Annotated in this window: 14 protein-coding genes; 6 read left to right on the plus strand and 8 right to left on the minus strand. The window is 69.2% G+C overall.

Annotated features, from left to right (window positions below):
• Positions 1–12 precede the first annotated feature (12 nt).
• The 6 genes from eccE to QUE68_RS00520 all read right to left on the minus strand — a co-directional run bounded on the left by eccE (position 13) and on the right by QUE68_RS00520 (position 7,054).
• Positions 13–1,410, minus strand: coding sequence for a type VII secretion protein EccE (gene eccE, locus QUE68_RS00495; RefSeq protein WP_284232088.1), 1,398 nt, complete (start codon positions 1,408–1,410; stop codon positions 13–15).
• Positions 1,407–2,753 carry a type VII secretion-associated serine protease mycosin gene (mycP, locus tag QUE68_RS00500; RefSeq protein WP_286275975.1) on the minus strand — a complete coding sequence of 449 codons (1,347 nt, stop codon included), beginning with the start codon at positions 2,751–2,753 and terminating at the stop codon, positions 1,407–1,409. The genes eccE and mycP overlap by 4 nt, the downstream gene beginning before the upstream one ends.
• A gap of 222 nt (positions 2,754–2,975) precedes the next feature.
• A complete protein-coding gene (locus QUE68_RS00505) occupies positions 2,976–3,233 on the minus strand; it encodes an HPr family phosphocarrier protein (RefSeq protein ID WP_284232092.1) in 258 nt (85 codons plus the stop codon).
• Positions 3,234–3,266: 33 nt separating this feature from the next.
• Entirely contained in the window at positions 3,267–5,279 is a 2,013-nt protein-coding gene (locus tag QUE68_RS00510; protein WP_284232094.1) for a PTS fructose transporter subunit IIABC, read from the minus strand.
• Positions 5,280–5,300: 21 nt separating this feature from the next.
• Positions 5,301–6,278, minus strand: coding sequence for a 1-phosphofructokinase family hexose kinase (locus QUE68_RS00515; protein WP_286274998.1), 978 nt, complete (start codon positions 6,276–6,278; stop codon positions 5,301–5,303).
• Positions 6,275–7,054 (minus strand): DeoR/GlpR family DNA-binding transcription regulator, encoded by a 780-nt coding sequence (locus tag QUE68_RS00520; protein WP_286274999.1) that lies wholly within the window; start codon positions 7,052–7,054, stop codon positions 6,275–6,277. The genes QUE68_RS00515 and QUE68_RS00520 overlap by 4 nt, the downstream gene beginning before the upstream one ends.
• A gap of 101 nt (positions 7,055–7,155) precedes the next feature.
• On the opposite strand from QUE68_RS00520, the gene QUE68_RS00525 reads away from it, so the two are divergent.
• Together QUE68_RS00525 and QUE68_RS00530 are read left to right on the plus strand one after the other, a co-directional pair.
• On the plus strand, positions 7,156–8,877 hold the full coding sequence (locus QUE68_RS00525; RefSeq protein WP_286275000.1) for a phosphoenolpyruvate--protein phosphotransferase: 1,722 nt from the start codon (positions 7,156–7,158) through the stop codon (positions 8,875–8,877).
• Between the two features lie 40 nt (positions 8,878–8,917).
• Positions 8,918–9,892 carry a pirin family protein gene (locus QUE68_RS00530; RefSeq protein ID WP_286275001.1) on the plus strand — a complete coding sequence of 325 codons (975 nt, stop codon included), beginning with the start codon at positions 8,918–8,920 and terminating at the stop codon, positions 9,890–9,892.
• Here QUE68_RS00530 and QUE68_RS00535 read toward each other — a convergent pair.
• Both QUE68_RS00535 and QUE68_RS00540 read right to left on the minus strand, forming a co-directional pair.
• Complete coding sequence (locus QUE68_RS00535) at positions 9,889–12,027, minus strand: FUSC family protein (RefSeq protein WP_286275002.1); 2,139 nt, start codon at positions 12,025–12,027, stop codon at positions 9,889–9,891. The genes QUE68_RS00530 and QUE68_RS00535 overlap by 4 nt on opposite strands.
• A gap of 23 nt (positions 12,028–12,050) precedes the next feature.
• On the minus strand, positions 12,051–12,614 hold the full coding sequence (locus QUE68_RS00540) for a TetR/AcrR family transcriptional regulator (protein WP_286275003.1): 564 nt from the start codon (positions 12,612–12,614) through the stop codon (positions 12,051–12,053).
• Positions 12,615–12,800: 186 nt separating this feature from the next.
• Here QUE68_RS00540 and QUE68_RS00545 point away from each other — a divergent pair, with 186 nt between their 5' ends.
• The 4 genes from QUE68_RS00545 to QUE68_RS00560 all read left to right on the plus strand — a co-directional run bounded on the left by QUE68_RS00545 (position 12,801) and on the right by QUE68_RS00560 (position 16,852).
• Positions 12,801–13,436 carry a TetR/AcrR family transcriptional regulator gene (locus QUE68_RS00545; protein ID WP_284232104.1) on the plus strand — a complete coding sequence of 212 codons (636 nt, stop codon included), beginning with the start codon at positions 12,801–12,803 and terminating at the stop codon, positions 13,434–13,436.
• 116 nt (positions 13,437–13,552) lie between these two features.
• Entirely contained in the window at positions 13,553–14,485 is a 933-nt protein-coding gene (locus QUE68_RS00550) for a class I SAM-dependent methyltransferase (RefSeq protein ID WP_284232106.1), read from the plus strand.
• Between the two features lie 44 nt (positions 14,486–14,529).
• Entirely contained in the window at positions 14,530–15,939 is a 1,410-nt protein-coding gene (locus QUE68_RS00555; protein ID WP_284232108.1) for an aldehyde dehydrogenase family protein, read from the plus strand.
• 49 nt (positions 15,940–15,988) lie between these two features.
• On the plus strand, positions 15,989–16,852 hold the full coding sequence (locus QUE68_RS00560; protein WP_284224029.1) for an SDR family oxidoreductase: 864 nt from the start codon (positions 15,989–15,991) through the stop codon (positions 16,850–16,852).
• Positions 16,853–16,854 lie beyond the last annotated feature (2 nt).

Below are 16,854 nucleotides of genomic sequence, written 5' to 3' on the forward strand. Positions count from 1 at the left end.
AGCGTCTCCCGTTCATTGCCCCAGCGCCATCTGGTACCGACTCTCCTCGCGCGGGTTGATCAGTCGGATCGGCAGCTGGCGATGGCGGGGGGTGTCGATGAAGTTGTGTCGCAACACGACTCGGCCGACGCCGGGGTGGGGCCCAAGGTAGGTTGTCGAATTCGGCCAGGCGATCTTGGCGACGGATCCCACGCGGGCGTTGATGAACGCGGCGAACTCACGGAACTGCGGGCCGAGGGTGACGATCGCGCCGGCGGCCGCCGAGCGGATGACGAACTGCGTGAACAGCCGGGCATCCCCCAGATTGATGCTGACGTCCACGTCGTCGAACGGCATGTACACCGGATACCGATCGGCCGTCTCGCCGACCAGGACCCCGGCCGAGCCGATCGGCAACTCGTAGTGCCGGTCGGTGGTCGGGCTCTCGCCGTGCAGGGCGGCGCGTTGACCGCCAAACAGGCACGAGAAGCCGCGCGGCGTCGAGGGAACGCCCAGCGTCGTCAGCAGCACCGTCGTCGTCGGGGCGGTGCCGGGACGCACTCGGACGCGGGTGATGGTGTGGTCGGCGCGCGCCGACCACCAGAGGTCGGGCCCTCCGGGCGCGGTGTACGCGGCGGTGAATGCGCTGCGACCCTTGATCAATGACCACGCCTCGCGCTCGAAGCTGATCTCGGTCGCCCGGTCGAAGTCGTCGAAGCTACGACCGCACCGCGCGTCGATGCCCGTGCTGGCCAGGTGATCCGCGATGCGCGTCGTCGACGCCACCAGGTAGCGGGCCAGCCCCGCGACGCCCGCCTCGCGACGCAGGGCCGCCCGACGAGTCTCTTCGGGCTTGGCGCGCAACACGATCCAGGTCCGCCGGTTGGCCGGCGCCGGGTACGGGCCCACGACCTGCTCGTAGAGCGCGACGAGACTTGACGGCGCCGTCTTCCCCACGCGGTAACCCGCCGACACGACGTCGGCCTCGAGGTCGGGGCAGTACGTCGAGATCAACTGCTCGACCAGTTGGGTGTCCATGACGTCGTCGGTGAACGCCTCACCCGAGACGATGACCGTCGGCGTGAACGGGCGGGCGACGAGTTCGATGAGGGAGACGAGGTGCTCGCCCTGCCAGCGCACCGCTACGTGATCGCCCGGCATCACCGTGGCTCCCACCGCCGGTGTCGACGGCGCGGCGGGCGCCACCTGGTGCCGTCGCCGCCAGGAGAACACTGCCGCGACCCAGCCGGTGGCGCGCCGGCCTCGCACGGTGAGAGTCGTTGCGAGGGCGATCAATACGGCCAGCAGGATGCCCAGCCACATGAGGTCCAGATGGGTGAAGAAGACCACGCACGCCGGGATCAGGACAGCTGCCCAGAGTAGATGGCCCGTCGTGATGCGGAGTCCGAACATCGAGAATAGCTTCTTCATCGGCGCCTCAGTGCGCGCCGGGCCAGCGCGATGATGCCGAGCGCGACCGCCAAAACGACCCCCGTCACGACGACCATGGTGATGGGGCCGCGGTCGGGCGGTGGGACGAATACGGGCGGCGGAAGCTGCTGCACCTTGTACGACACCGTCTTGGGCCCAGGTGGGACGTCCCACGTCAGCGCGGCGACGGGGTCGATCACCCCGGCGCCGACGTAGTTGTCCACTCCGCCACCGGGATGCCTTGCCGTGGCGGTGATTCGGTACATGATCTGCGCCGGAGTCAGGTCGGGGAACCGCTGCCGGAGCATCGCGGCCAGGCCGGACACATATGCCGCGGCGAAGGACGTCCCGTTGAGCGGGATGGGCCCGTCCTGGCCCTGCAACGCGTTGACGGGGTTGCCGTCGTAGCCCAGCGCCACGATGTTCTCGGCGGGTGCGGCGGCGCCGACCCACGGTCCGGACATCGAGAAGGTGCTGGGCTGCCCGGTCTGCCCGATGCCGCCGACGGTGAGCACCAGCGGTGAGTACCAGGCCGGGGACACGATGGTCTGGACCTGCTTCCAGCCGCGCGAATCGGCGGGCGTCGCCGCGTCCGGGGGCGGGTTCTGGGTGCAGTCCTGGCCCGTGTTGCCCGCCGCGACGATGATGACCGCACCCTTGGCGTTGACCGCGTATTCGACTGCGGCGCCGAGACTCTTCTCGTCGATCGGTCGGGTGATCTTGTAGCAGGCCGCTTCACTGATGTTGATCACCTGGGCGCCCAGGTTCGCGGCGTGCACGATCGAGCGGGCGAGGCTGCGCAACGAGCCGGCGGTCTGGGTGGTGTTGGGGTCGTTCGGGTCGGTTCGCGCACCCACGGGCTGATAGTTGTCCGATGTCTGCCGCAGCGACAGCAGCCGGGCGTCGGGCGCGACGCCGACGAAACCGTCCGTCGGAGACCGCCGGCCAGCGATGATCGACGCGGTAAGCGTGCCGTGGGAGTCGCAGTCGTTCATGCCGTCACCGGCCTTGTCGACGAAGTCGCCGCCGGGCAGGGCGGGCACGCGAGCCGAGCCGTTCACCCCGGTGTCGATGACGGCGACCGTGACGCCGGCGCCGGTCGCGAACTTCTGCGCGTCGCTGATCCGGAGATAATCATTGGGCCACGGCTTGTCGGCGAAGTTGGCGCCGGGGAAGCTGATTGGCGACGAGCAGACGCGGCGCAGCTCGGTGGGGGAGTCCGGGCCCGTCTCGTCGGGTGGCAGCGCCGCCGGATCGATGGCGGGGGGTTCGGCGGCGAATGCCGGTGGGGCGCTGAACACCGCCAGGAACAGCACGGCCAGCAACATGACGATCTTGCGCATCACCGCGCGTGCCCCTCGCCGAGGCGGACCCGAGGGTCGTGGTCAACGGCGGGGAGCAACACGAGAGCCACCCCCTGGGCGGCGTATCGCCTCACGTCAAGCCCCCTGACCACGTGCACTCCGCAATCCTACGGTGCACCAGAGGTGCCTCATGCACCTTTCTGAACGCGCCCGGAGGAGGCGCACAGTGGCGCCTCCCCCGAGTCGAACGTGCAGGTCTACCTAGGCATCGAGGTCCTGCTGGACGAGGTCGGCGATCAGGTCGAGCGCGGCTTGATCGTCTGAGGCGACCGTGACCTGGGCACCGTTGCCAGCGCCGAGCGTCATGATCATCAGCGCCGAGCCGGCGTCCACCGGGTCACCGCCGTCCAGGGCGAGGGTCACCGGAGCCCCGGCGTTCACGGCGGCTTCGGCGATGATCGCCGCCGGTCGGGCGTGCAGGCCGATCGACGATCCGACGGTGACGGTCTTGGCGGGCATGAGAGTTCTCCTTCTGGTGGTGGGTCGAGGATGTCAGGCGGCGACGAGCTCGGGAGTGGAATCCGCGTCGGTCTTGGGCTTGGCGAGCTGCTTCGCGGTGATCACCGCAAGGGCCGCCACTGCGGTGCCAGCGGCGAGCGCGACGACGAACCACAGCAGGTTTCCAATCGCGAAGAACACGAAGATCCCGCCGTGCGGTGCCTTGAGTGTCACGTCGAACGCCATGATCAACGCCCCGGTCACCGCGCCACCCGCCATCATCGAAGGGATGACCCGGAAGGGGTCTGCGGCGGCGAACGGAATGGCGCCCTCCGAGATGAACGAGAAGCCGAGAAGCCAAGCACTCCAGCCGTTCTCGCGCTCGGGTTCGCTGAACAGGCCCGGACGCAGAACGGTCGAGGCCAGGGCCATCGCCAGCGGCGGCACCATGCCGGCCGCCATCACGGCGGCCATGATGCGCAGTGACGAGGGGTCCGCGATGTTGAGGCCGGCCGTGGCGAACGCGTACGCCGCCTTGTTGACCGGACCGCCGAGGTCGAAGCACATCATCAGGCCGAGGATGACGCCCAGCAGGATGACCGAGCTACCGGACAGCCCACTCAGCCAACTCGTCAGGCCCGAGGTGATGGCGGCCAGCGGACGGCCGAGCAGCAGGAACATCAGCAGGCCGACGACGAGGGACGCGATCAGCGGGATGATGACGACTGGCATCAGGCCCCGCAGCCATCGCGGGACGGTGATGCGGCTGATCCACAGCGCGGTGAAGCCGGCGATGAGGCCACCGACGATGCCGCCGATGAAGCCGCCCCCGACGAAGACCGCGACGGCGCCCGCCGTGAAACCCGGTGCGATGCCCGGGCGGTCGGCGATGGCGAACGAGATGTAGCCCGCGAGCGCCGGGACCAGGAACGAGAACGCGAGCCCGCCGAGAGTGAACAGCACGGCGCCCAGAAACTGGACGAAGCCGCCCGGCGGCAGGTTGGTCAACGAGTTGGTGGTGGCGATGATGTTGCCGAGCGACTGGGTCGCGCCGTCGGGCTTGTTGGCGATGTCGTAGCCGGCGAGCAGGAAGCCGAGGGCGATGAGCAGACCGCCCGCGGCGACGAACGGGATCATGTAGCTGACGCCGGTGAGCAGGATCTGCCGGGTGCGGGTGCCCCAGCCGACGCCGCCCGACGCAGAGGGGGCGGCTGACGAGGCAGCGCCCGCCGTGCCCTCCACCCGAGCGGCGTTCGGATTGTCCGCCGCGGCAAGCGCTTCGGTGACCATCTTGTCGGGCTCGTTGATCGCTCGCTTGACGCCGGACGCGATGACCGGCTTGCCCGCGAATCGGCTGCGATCCTTGACGCCGACGTCGGTGGCGAAGATGACGGCCACGGCCCCCGCGATGGTTTCGGGGGGTAGCGGCGTGCTGCCCGAGGAGCCCTGCGTCTCGACCTGCAGATCGATGCCGGCCTTCTTGCCCGCGGCGACCAACGAGTCTGCGGCCATGTAGGTGTGGGCGATGCCGGTGGGGCAGGCGGTGACCGCGACGATCGTCGTGGTCTTCGCCGGCTCGGCGGGTGCGGCAGGCGCGGCGGGTGCAGCGGACGCGGGAGCCGGGTTGACGACGCCCTCGACGAGTTCGACGACCTCGGCGGCCGACCCAGCGTTGCGTAGCGATTCGACGAACTCCTTGCGCACCAACGCCCGCGCCAAGCTGGACAGCAGCTTCATGTGCTCGGCGCCGCCGGAATCGGGTGCGGCGATCAGGAAGGCGAGATCGGCCGGGCCGTCGGGTGCGCCGAAGTCGACCGGAGGGGACAGCCGGGCGAACCCGATGGTCGCCTGGTCGACGTAGGGGGAGCGGCAGTGCGGAATCGCGATGCCGCCGGGGAGGCCGGTGGCGGACTGCGCCTCGCGGGCCATCGCGGCGGCGACGAGGCCGGCACCGTCGGAGGAACGCCCGGCATCGGCGAGACGAGCGGCGAGCAGACCGATGACGGCCTCCTTGTCGCCGCCTGCGTCGACGTCGATGGCGACGAGCTCGGTGGTGATGATGGACATTCTCTTACTTCCTCTTGTTGGTTACGGACGACTGGATGCGGGTGAAATGGCATACACCCGAACGGCATTGAGGTCGATCTGGGACGGGGTGGGGAGTGCGGAGCCGGGTAGGGCCGCTGCCGCGCTGCCGTAGGCGACCGCCATCTGCAGGCGACGCGGAGGCTCGGCGCCGCCGACCGCTGCCCGAACGTAGCCGGCGAGTGACGAGTCACCAGCGCCGACGGTGCTGCGCGGTGAGATCGGCGGCGGTGCGGCCATCCAGCTGCCGCAGGCGTCGACCAGGATCGCGCCGGCCGCGCCCAGCGTGACGAGGACGGTCTTGGCGCCGCGTTCGATGAGCTGGTTCGCGGCCGCGACCACCGGGGTCGGATCGCCCTGAGCGGCAGCTGCTTCCAGCTCTTCCGGTGACGCGCCGACGAGGCCGGCAAGTTCCTCGGCGTTGGGTTTGATGACGTCCGGTGCCGCCGTGCCGAATCCCGCGGCGAGGGCGGCGAGTGGACGCTCGGAGGTGTCGACCGCGATCTGGCAGGACGCCGACGCGAGCCGCGCGACCACGTCGGCGTACCAGTCGTCGGGAACACCCGGTGGCAAGGAGCCGGAAAGCACGACCCACGAAGCGTTCTCGGCATGCGCGACGACCGTCTTGGTCAGGGCGGCCAGTGCGTCGGCGTCGAGGTGGGCGCCCGGTTCGTTGAGTTTGGTGGTGGTGCCGTCGGCTTCGGTGATCGCCAGGTTGGTCCGCACCACGCCGCTGACCGGCACGGACTCGAAGGTGACACCCGCCATGCGGAGGGCGGTGAGCATCGGATCGTCGTCGGCGGCGGGGAGCACGGCGACCGCGTCGAGGCCCGCGAGGATCAGGGCGCGAGCCACGTTGACACCCTTGCCGCCGGGCTCGCTGATGGCGGAGGTGACACGGTGTACGGCGCCGCGGGTGAGCGGGGTGCCCAGTGCGACGGTCCGGTCGATGCTGGGGTTGGGGGTGACGGTGACGATCATTCGGCGCCTCCCGTCGCGATGACCTCGACGCCGTGGTCGGTGAGGATGCGACGGTCCGCATCGGAGATCTCGGCGTCGGTGATGAGGGTGTCGACGCTGGACAGCGGGGCGAAGCTGACGAAGTCCTCACGGCCGACCTTCGTCGAGTCCGCCGCGACGACGACGTAGTTGGCGCTCGCGACCATGGCGCGTTTCACCGCGGCCTCCTCGCTGTCGGGGGTGGAGAGTCCGTGCCTTGCGCTGATGCCGTTGGTGCCGATGAAGGCGATGTCGACGCGCAGGTTGTCGAGCACGCGGAGCGCCTGTTCGCCGACGGCGGCCTGGGTGATGCCCCTGACCCGGCCGCCGAGCAGTTGCAGGGACACCGTCGGGACCGATGCCAGCCGGGCGGCGATCGGCACGGAGTTGGTCACGACGACGAGTTCGCGATCGGTAGGCAGCAGGTTGGCGATCCGCGCCGTCGTGGTTCCGGCGTCGAGGAGGACGCTGGCGCCGCTCAGTGGGAAGAACTCGCCCGCGGCTTCGGCGATGGCGTCCTTGTAGTCGGCGCGTGTGGTCTCCCGCTCGCCGACGCCCGGTTCGACGAGGTGCAGCGCCCGCGTCGGAACGGCGCCGCCGTGCACGCGGCGAAGCACGCCGGCGCGGTCCAGGACCGCGAGGTCGCGGCGCACGGTCTCGGTCGTGACGTCGTAGGTCAGTGCCAGCTCGGCAACCGAGGCGCGGCCCTGGCTGATCACCATTTCGGCGATCGCTTGCTGGCGCTCCTCGGCGTACATGACACTCCGTCTGTGTGGGTATGTGGTTTTCGAATGTTGATATCGTTGGTTTTACCCCTGAGTGTGTTGACTTGTCAATGTTTTCCTGTAACCTGGTTCACATGAGCACGACATCTTCTGCCACGTCACTCCGATCCGCGGATCTCGCGCCGCCCTCACCAGGAACCGTGCTGCAGGGCATTCCGGCCGTGGGCGGGGTGCAGTACGCCCCCGTGATCCGGCCGGGCACGCGGCCGAGCGTCGACGATGCCACGACCGACGGTGACCTCGCCGATGCCGAGCGGCCCGGTGAGGTCGAACGCTTCACGGCTGCGGCCGCCGCGGTGGCGGACAGGCTGCGGGAACGTGCGGCGAACGCGTCCGGCGCCGCGTCGGAGGTGCTGGCGACCACCGCGAGCCTGGCGCAGGACCGGGCGTGGATCGCAGCCGCCGAGAAGCGGATCTCCGGCGGCAGCCCCGCCGTGCGGGCGGTGACTGGCGCGGTCGAGCAGTTCGTCACCATGTTCACGCAGTTGGGCGGGCTGATGGCCGAGCGGGTGACCGACCTGCGGGACATCCGCGACCGCGTCATCGCCGAGCTCAGCGGCCTGCCCGAGCCCGGCGTCCCGGTCCCCGAGGTTCCCTCGATCCTGTGCGCCGAGGATCTGGCCCCCGTCGACACCGCCGGGCTGGACGCCTCGTTGGTGGTCGCGCTCGCGACGACCCTGGGTGGCCCGACCAGTCACACCGCGATCATCGCCCGCCAACTCGGCATCCCGTGCGTGGTCGCGGTCGACGGACTGGACTCCGTCGCCGCGGGAACGATGGTCATGGTCGACGGCACGGTCGGCACGGTGACGGTGTCCCCGGACGAAGCCGCCGCGACGCGCGCGGTCGAGCTGGCGCGGGGGGAAGCCGACCTCGCGAAGAGCTGGAGCGGTCCCGGTGCCACCGCCGACGGGCACGTCATCGCGATCCTGGCCAACGTTCAAGACGGTGCGGCCGCGCGGTCGGCGCGGGAGACGCCCGCGGAGGGCGTCGGCCTGTTCCGCACCGAATTGTGCTTCCTCAACCGCTCCACGGAACCCTCGGTGGAGGAGCAGGCGCAGATCTACGGCGAGGTGCTCGACGCGTTCGCCGGACACAAGGTCGTCATCCGGACCCTCGACGCCGGATCGGACAAGCCGCTGAAGTTCGTCGGCCATCCCGAGGAGGCGAACCCCGCGCTGGGCGTACGCGGGATCCGCATCGCCGCCGGCAACCCGGGCATCTTGACCAGGCAACTCGAGGGGATCGCGGCGGCGTCGAAGGCGACCGGCAACGCGCCGTGGGTGATGGCCCCGATGATCGCCACGCCAGCCGAGGCACAGGCCTTCGCGGAAGAGACTAGGGCGTACGGACTGGTACCCGGCGTGATGATCGAGGTGCCCGCGGCGGCACTACTCGCCGACCGGATCCTCGAGCATGTCGAGTTCCTGTCCATCGGCACGAACGACCTGACCCAGTACACGATGGCCGCCGATCGGATGTCGGCCGAACTGGCGACGCTCACCGATCCCTGGCAGCCCGCGGTGCTGGCGCTGGTGGCGATGGCGGCGAGGGCTGGCGTGGCGGCCGGCAAGCCCGTCGGCGTCTGCGGTGAAGCAGCCGCCGACCCGCAACTGGCCTGCGTGCTGGTGGGTTTGGGCGTGTCGTCACTCTCGGCAGCCGCAGCGGCCGTCAGCGGCGTCGGGGCCAAGCTCGCCAAGGTCACCCTCGCGCAGTGCCGTGCGGCGGCCGACGCCGCGCTGGCCACGGCCACCGCCGCCGATGCGCGGGCGGCGGCAAGCGCGGTCCTCACCTAGCGCGAGGAATCATTCGGACCGCAGTCCGGTTGATGAGGGTATGCCCGCCATCACCGCCGACACCCTGACTCTTACCCGCATCACCGGGCGCGGCGCGACCGACACCTCGCGTCCGGTCCGGTCGGTGACGACCGGACCTCGGGGTTACGAGGGCGAGGGCTTCCCCGTCGTCCGTGCGTTCGCGGGCGTCAGTGCCGCGGCGCTCGACCCCTTCGTTCACATGGACGAGATGGGCGAGGTCGAATACGAGCCCGGCGAACCGCGCGGCACCGACTGGCATCCGCACCGCGGCTTCGAGACGGTCACCTACATGATCGACGGCCGCTTCGCCCACCAGGATTCACACGGCGGTGGCGGACTCATCACCGACGGCGCCACGCAGTGGATGACCGCCGGCTCGGGCATCCTGCACATCGAGACCCCGCCCGCCGAACTCGTCGAGAGCGGTGGCACGTTCCACGGCATCCAGCTGTGGGTGAACCTCCCCCGCAAGGACAAGTTCGCCACACCGCGGTACCAGGCGATCGAGGGCGGACAGGTCAAGCTGTTGTCCTCCGACGACGGTGGCGCGCTTGTCCGGATCATCGCGGGTGAGATCGACGACCAACAGGGTCCTGGCTCGACGTATACGCCAATCACGTTGGCGCATACCACCATCGCGCCGGGGGCACGCCTGGACGTGCCGTGGAACCGTGACTTCAACGCGCTGGTCTACGTGCTGGCCGGCGAGGGTGCGGTCGGCCCGGTCGGAAAGCCGATTCGGGCGGGTCAGCTCGCGGTCATGGGCCCGGGCGACCGGATCACGGTCGCAGCCAACGCCTCGCAGGATTCGCGCACACCCGCCATGGAGGTTCTGCTGTTGGGCGGCAAGCCCATTCGCGAACCCGTGTTCCACTACGGCCCCTTCGTGATGAACTCCAAGGCGGAGCTGATCCAGGCGATGGAGGACTACAACGCAGGCAAGTTCGGCACCATCCCGCCCAACGCGTTGATGCCGCACACCTCGCTGCGCTAGGAGGCATGCACCGGCTGCGGGTAGAGCAGCTCCAGCTCGCCGAGGTTGGCAGCCACCGTGACCAGCGCCAGCGCAGCCCTGATCGCCAGCTCGTCGTCGATGGCCTCGGCGCGCAGAGCCAGCACGAAGTCGTCGCTGATCGGCCCCAACTCGTGCACCGGGCGTCTGCCGTGCAGACGATCACGGATCGCGCCGGTATGGCGCTCGAGCACGTCGCGCACCTGCGGGTACGCGGCCAGCGGTGGCGGCACCACGTCGGCGATCAGCTCTGCGGCGGTCCGCACCCGGACGGCCTGGTTGGCGGCGCGAATGACCGGCGCACGCTGGTCGGTCGATCCGCCGCTCTCCGAAAGGTATTGGCGGACGGCATCATCCAGCGTCCGTGTGGCCGTCATCGCGGAGTAGCCCAACGAGGAGATGCGGTCGTTGGCCGATTCGGACGCCCCCCGGGTCACCCGCTTGACCGCCGCGGTCAGGTACGTCGCCCCGGCCGCGACGGCGGCGTCCACGGCCCGTGACACCCGTGCGGCCGCGCCCCGGGGCCACAGGAGCAGCGATACGACGGCGCCCACCAACGCGCCCACCACGACGTCCTCCACCCGGATCAGTCCCACCTGCCAACCGCTGGGACTGATCACGTTGAAGATGATCAGCACCATCATCGTGAACATCGCCTGGCCCGCCACGAACGACGCGACCTCCGGCACGTAGGCCGAGCCGAAGGCGACGAGGGGCAACGTCATCCACAGCACGATGGGTTCGACGCCCATCAATTCGATGAAGACCACGCCGAGCAGGAAGCCGATCGTCGTGCCGACGACGGCGCGCACCACCCTCGTTCCCGTGGTCAGTGCACTGCTGCGCAGGACGGACATCGCGCCGAGGACTACCCAGAATCCGTGCTGCACGGGGAAGACGTGGGTGACCCCGACCGCGAGTGCGAGGCCGAGGCCGGTGCGGACGCTGTTGCGCACGACGACGGCCCTGGTGGCAAGGAACCCGCCGAAGAAGGAGGTGAGCGCCTGAGACTCGGACAGGACCCGTTCGGCGGCTCCCGCCTCGGGTAGCCCGCGGCCGAGGACGCGAGCCCAGACCGGGCGAGCGTCGGCCGCGGCGGCGATGCCGATGACCCGGCCCGTGGTCCCCACGCACCCCGATATGGTGCGCCTGGTCAACAATTTTCGCCCCACGCCAATGGCGGTGGCGTCTCGTGGTTCGGCGATCATCTCGATGATGTCGTCGCGGTAGCTGCTCTGCGCGATCAGCCGCTGGAACGCCAGCGCGTCGGCGAGGTCGGCGCGGTGCGCGTCGCGGTCGGCGACTTGGGCGTCTAGGACCAGCGTGCTCTCGCGCAGCACCCGAACGACGGGGTCGCGCATCTCGGCCAACAGATCGCCGCTGGCGTCGGTCACGCGATCGGAGAGCCACTGCAGATCGTCGACCACCCGGACCAGTGCGCGACTCCCCGCGGTCAACCCGACCGGCCGGAAGTCGGCACCGAGGAAGTTGGCGCGCAGCGCACCCATCGCCGACGCCAGATCGTCGGCCGTGGCCCTCCCCTCGAGCCGGTCGGCCAGCGTCCGGCAGACGGCGGCGGCGTGCCTGCGGAGCTCGCCGTGGTGTCGCGGCGGGAGGAGGAACAGCGCGGCGGGCACGGCCAGCGACAGCGCGATGGTCCAGCCGAGGAGGCGCTCCGGGATGGGACCGGGGGGCGTGCACGCGGGCAGCACGAAGGTCAGCAGGGTCGACCGCTGGCCCGCGGCAACGCTCTCACTGAGCACGCCCGAGAACGTCACCGCGACCCCGAGCAGGAACATCGTCAACACGGCCAGCCAGGGGATCGGTGCCACCAGGGATCCCAGGGTGATGAGGATGAAGCCGTTGACCGCGAGGCCGCCGTAGGACAGCGCCCGCGCGGGCCGGTTGCCGGGGAAGTCGACGGTGATCAGCAGTGCCACCGAGCCGAAGATCGCGAATAGCGGTGTCTGCGAACCACTTCCGACCGCGAAGCCGACGGCTGCGGCCAGCGGCAGCACGATCGCCGCCCGTACCGCACGCCGTGCCGCGTCGTGCTCCGGATCGCGTCGTGCGACCCGTTCGACCGCCCTGCGCCAGAGAACGGCCGGGGTCAGCATGCCCCGGATGGTAGACCGCCGGATCAGTCGACGTCCGGCACCGATGCGAACCTGCCGGAATCGAGGGCGGCGAGCATCTGATCGGCCACCCATCTGAGGCCGACGGTGTCGCGGGGCAGCGTCGACTGCTCATAGCCGATCAGCAGATACATGCCCCACGAGGCGAAGACCTGGGCCTGGTGTTCGTGATGCAGAATCTCCTGCGCCGCTTCACGCAGGACGTCGAACCGCCGCCCGTCGACGGTGGACTGCACCGCGAACACCCCCGGGTCGATCGAGCTCCACACGCGGATCGCCGCCTCGGCGCCGTGGGGCAGGGCAAGGGCATGCGCGATGATCGTGTCGATGCGCCGTCGCGGATCGCGTTCGGCGTACGCCACGGCCATCCCCTCCACGCGCTGCTGCAGCCAGTAGTCGACGAGCGCCCTGGTGAACGCCGACCAGCTGGGGAAGTAGTGGTAGAAGGACCCCGTGGTGACGCCGAGGCGTTGACATACGCCGGCGAGTTTGAGGCCGCCGTACCCGAGGTCGGACAGCACGTCGAGGCCTGTCTCCAAATAGGACTCCCGAGACACCGCACCCGCCATGCGAGAACCCTAATGGCCGAAGCCCGAGCGGGCGCTCCGCTGGCGAACGCTGGGGGCGTCCTACTTCCGTAATATTCGCTAGTCCGCGGCGATTGACGGCGCAGTAGGTTTGCTGGATTGCAGGGATTTACGCGCCCGCAACATTTGGGCTTCTGCATCCCTGGACCCGTGTGGCACAATTTGACCGTGCCGTATACCGCAACACGAGGACCTGGCCGCCCGCCTGCAGCGAAGGCGGCTGAGACCCGCGAGCGCATTGTGCGAGCCGCGCGCGAAGTTTTCAGCGAACTCGGTTACGACGCAGCAACATTCCAGGCCATCGCGATACGCGCGGATCTGACGCGCCCGGCGATTAATCACTACTTCGCGAGCAAGCGTGTGCTGTACGGCGAAGTGGTCGAGAAGACCAACGAAATGGTGGTTGCCGCGGGGATGGCCAAGGCCGAGGGTCAGACCTCGCTGCTGAAGCGCCTCTCGGCCTTCTTCTCGGCGGCGATGCAGGCCGAGACGCGTGACCGGTCCGTGGCGGCGTTCCTGGTGACGTCGGTGCTCGAATCCCAGCGTCACCCCGAGCTCAGCCGCGACGAGCACAACTTGCTGAACACCTCCAGGGCCTTCGTCACCTGGGCCGTCACCGATGCGCTTCAGCGCGGCGAGCTCACGACCGATACCGACGTCGCGACCCTCGTAGAGATGCTGGTCGCGGTCATGTGGGGGATGGGTTTCTACGCCGGCTACGTCGGCGGGCACGACGAGCTCACCGCCATCGTGGACAAGCTGGAGCTCCTGTTGGCGAACAAGTTATGGAAGCTCTCCGAGTAGCTCCCTCCGTGGCGGCAACCTTTCGCAGTGACGTAGGCCACACTGCCGTCTAGCACGACTAACATTCTCGGTAGCATTGCGAACGATCATCGACGGCTACCAAACGAACGGCACCCATGAGCTCCTTGCGCACGGACGACGACACCTGGGACATCGCCACCAGCGTCGGTTCCACCGCGGTCATGGTGGCCGCGGCGCGGGCCGGAGAGACCGAGCGGGACACGCCGTTGATCCGGGACCCTTTCGCCAAGATGCTCGTTGCCGGGGCCGGCACGGGTGTCTGGGAGTTCATGCTCGATGACTCCTTCGTCGAGAAGGTTGCCGAGGCCGATCCCGAAGCCGCAGCCGTCTTCGAACACATGGGCAGCTACCAAGCGGTGCGCACGCACTTCTTCGACGCGTACTACGCCGACGCCGCGGCGGCCGGGATCCGTCAGGTCGTGATCCTGGCGTCGGGCCTGGACTCGCGGGCGTACCGACTCGACTGGCCCGCAGGCACCACGGTCTTCGAGATCGACCAGCCCAAGGTGCTCGAGTACAAGGCGACCACCCTGGCAGACCACGGCGTCCGGCCTGCGGCGCTGCTGCACGAGGTGCCCGTCGACCTGCGCGACGACTGGCCGGCCGCGCTGGGGGACGCGGGCTTCGATGCCTCGGCACCGACGGCGTGGCTCGCCGAGGGGCTGCTCATGTACCTACCCGCCGAGGCCCAGGACCGGCTGTTCGCGCAGCTCACCGAATTGAGTGCGCCAGGAAGCCGAGTCGCCGCCGAGACGGTCGGAGTGCAGGCGGAGGACCGGCGGGCCGCGATGCGCGAACGGTTCAAGTTGATCGCGGACAAGTTCGGCATGGAGGACGCCATCGACGTGGGCGACCTGATGTACCACGACGAGGATCGGGCGGACGTCACCGACTGGCTGAACGAGCACGGCTGGTCGGCGTCGGCGGTGACCTCGCGGGACGAGATGCGTCGACTGGGCCGCTGGGTGCTCCCGGAGGACGCCGACCAACGAGCATTCTCCGACTTCGTGGTGGGCGAACGCGGCTGACCGAGGTCTGGTCGCCAACCGGGTGGTTGGTTAGGATCGACCGCATGACCACCGAAGCGCCTGCTCCACCCAGCTCGGGGACCGCCCCGGTCGACATCCCAGCTATCGTCGCCCGCCTGCGCAAGACGTTCGCCACCGGCCGCACCCGCGACGTTGCCTGGCGCAAGCGGCAGCTGGAAGGGTTGGAGAGGCTGCTGACCGACAACGAACCGGCCATCGCCGCGGCGCTCGAACGGGATCTGGGCCGCAAGCCGTTCGAAGCCTGGCTGGCCGACATCGCCAGCACTGCGGGCGAGGCGGCCGACGCCGCCAAGAACGTGGGCAAGTGGACCAAGCGCAAGCACCGCAGGCTCGAGTTGGCCCAGCTGCCCGGCCGCGGCTGGGTGGAGTACGAGCCCTACGGCACGGTGCTGATCATTGGCGCGTGGAACTTCCCGTTCGCGCTGACGCTCGGCCCGGCCGTCGGTGCCATCGCGGCGGGAAACACCGTGGTGCTCAAGCCTTCCGAGGTTGCCCCGGCATCGTCGGCCCTGATGGCCGAGCTGGTGCCCAGGTACCTCGACAACGACGCGATCTCAGTGGTCGAGGGCGACGGTGCGGTCAGCCAGGAGCTGATCGCCCAGGGGTTCGACCGGCTCTGCTTCACCGGTGGCACCGAGATCGGCCGCAAGGTCTACGAGGGTGCGGCCAAGCACCTGACCCCGGTCACCCTGGAACTCGGCGGCAAGAGCCCGGTGATCGTCGCGGCCGACGCGGACATCGCCGTCGCCGCGAAGCGGATCGCGTGGACCAAGCTGATCAACTCCGGCCAGATCTGCATCGCACCGGACTACGTCCTGGCCGACGCCACGATCCGCGACGAGCTGGTCGCCAAGATCGGTGACGCCGTGACGGCCTTCGAGGCGGGCGGCTCCGGTGGCAAGCGCATCGTGAACGAACGCCACTTCGGCAGGCTGACGACGGCACTGGCCGCTACGAAGGGCAACGTCGCCATCGGAGGCGGCTCCGACGCCGCGACCATCGAGATCCAGCCGACCGTCGTCGTCGACCCCGCCCTGGACGAGCCCTTGATGACCGATGAGATCTTCGGGCCGATCCTGCCGATCGTCACCGTCCAATCCATCGACGAGGCAATCGATTTCGTCAACGCGCGGCCCAAGCCGCTGGCGGCCTACCTGTTCACCAAGAACAAGGACGTCCGCGAGCGGGTGATCAAGCAGGTCTCGGCCGGCGGCATGTTGGTCAACCACCTGCTGTTCCAGTTCTCGACCACCAAGCTGCCGTTCGGCGGTGTCGGACCGTCCGGGATGGGCGCGTACCACGGCAGGTTCGGCTTCGAGGAGTTCAGCCATCGCAAGTCGGTGCTGACCAAGCCGACCCGACCCGACTTGAGCGCCATGATCTACCCGCCGTATACAGAGAAGGCGTGGAAGCTGGCGCGCAGGCTCTTCTAGTTCCTCGCCGGCACGACGCGTCAACGACGATCGAGAGAGTAGGAACGCAATGCCCGGAGTGCAGGATCGCGTCATCGTCGTCACCGGCGCCGGTGGCGGTCTCGGCCGTGAGTACGCCCTGACCCTCGCCCGTGAGGGCGCCAGCGTCGTCGTCAACGATCTCGGCGGATCCCGCGACGGGTCCGGTGCCGGGTCCGCGATGGCCGATCAGGTGGTCACCGAGATCAAGGAAGCCGGTGGTCGGGCGGTCGCGAACTACGACTCCGTCGCCGAGGCCGAGGGCGCCGAGAACATCATCAAGACGGCGATCGACGAGTTCGGGGCCGTGCACGGCGTGGTCAGCAATGCGGGCATCCTCCGCGACGGCACGTTCCACAAGATGACCTACGAGAACTGGGACGCCGTCCTCAAGGTGCATCTCTACGGCGGGTACAACGTGCTGCGCGCCGCGTGGCCGCACTTCCGCGAGCAGAGCTTCGGCCGCGTGGTCGTCGCGACGTCGACCAGTGGGCTGTTCGGCAATTTCGGCCAGGCCAACTACGGCGCCGCGAAGCTGGGCCTGGTGGGCCTGATCAACACGCTCGCCCAGGAAGGCGCCAAGTACGACATCAAGGCCAACGCCGTCGCGCCGATTGCGGCCACCCGGATGACGCAGGACATCCTGCCGCCCGAGGTGTTCGAGAAGCTGACGCCCGAGTACGTGGCGCCGGTGGTGGCGTACCTCTGCACCGAGGAACTGCCCGACACCGATTCGATCTTCATCGTCGGCGGCGGAAAGGTGCAGCGCACGGCGCTGTTCCAGAACGACGGCGTGACGTTCGCAGAAGTTCCGTCGGTCGACGACGTGGCCGCCAAGTGGGGCGAGATCACCGACCTGTCGGCAGCGCAGTCGGCCAGCTTCAAACTGGGCTGACC

This window comes from Mycolicibacterium sp. TUM20985 (genome assembly GCF_030295745.1).
In the GTDB taxonomy this organism is placed as follows: domain Bacteria; phylum Actinomycetota; class Actinomycetes; order Mycobacteriales; family Mycobacteriaceae; genus Mycobacterium.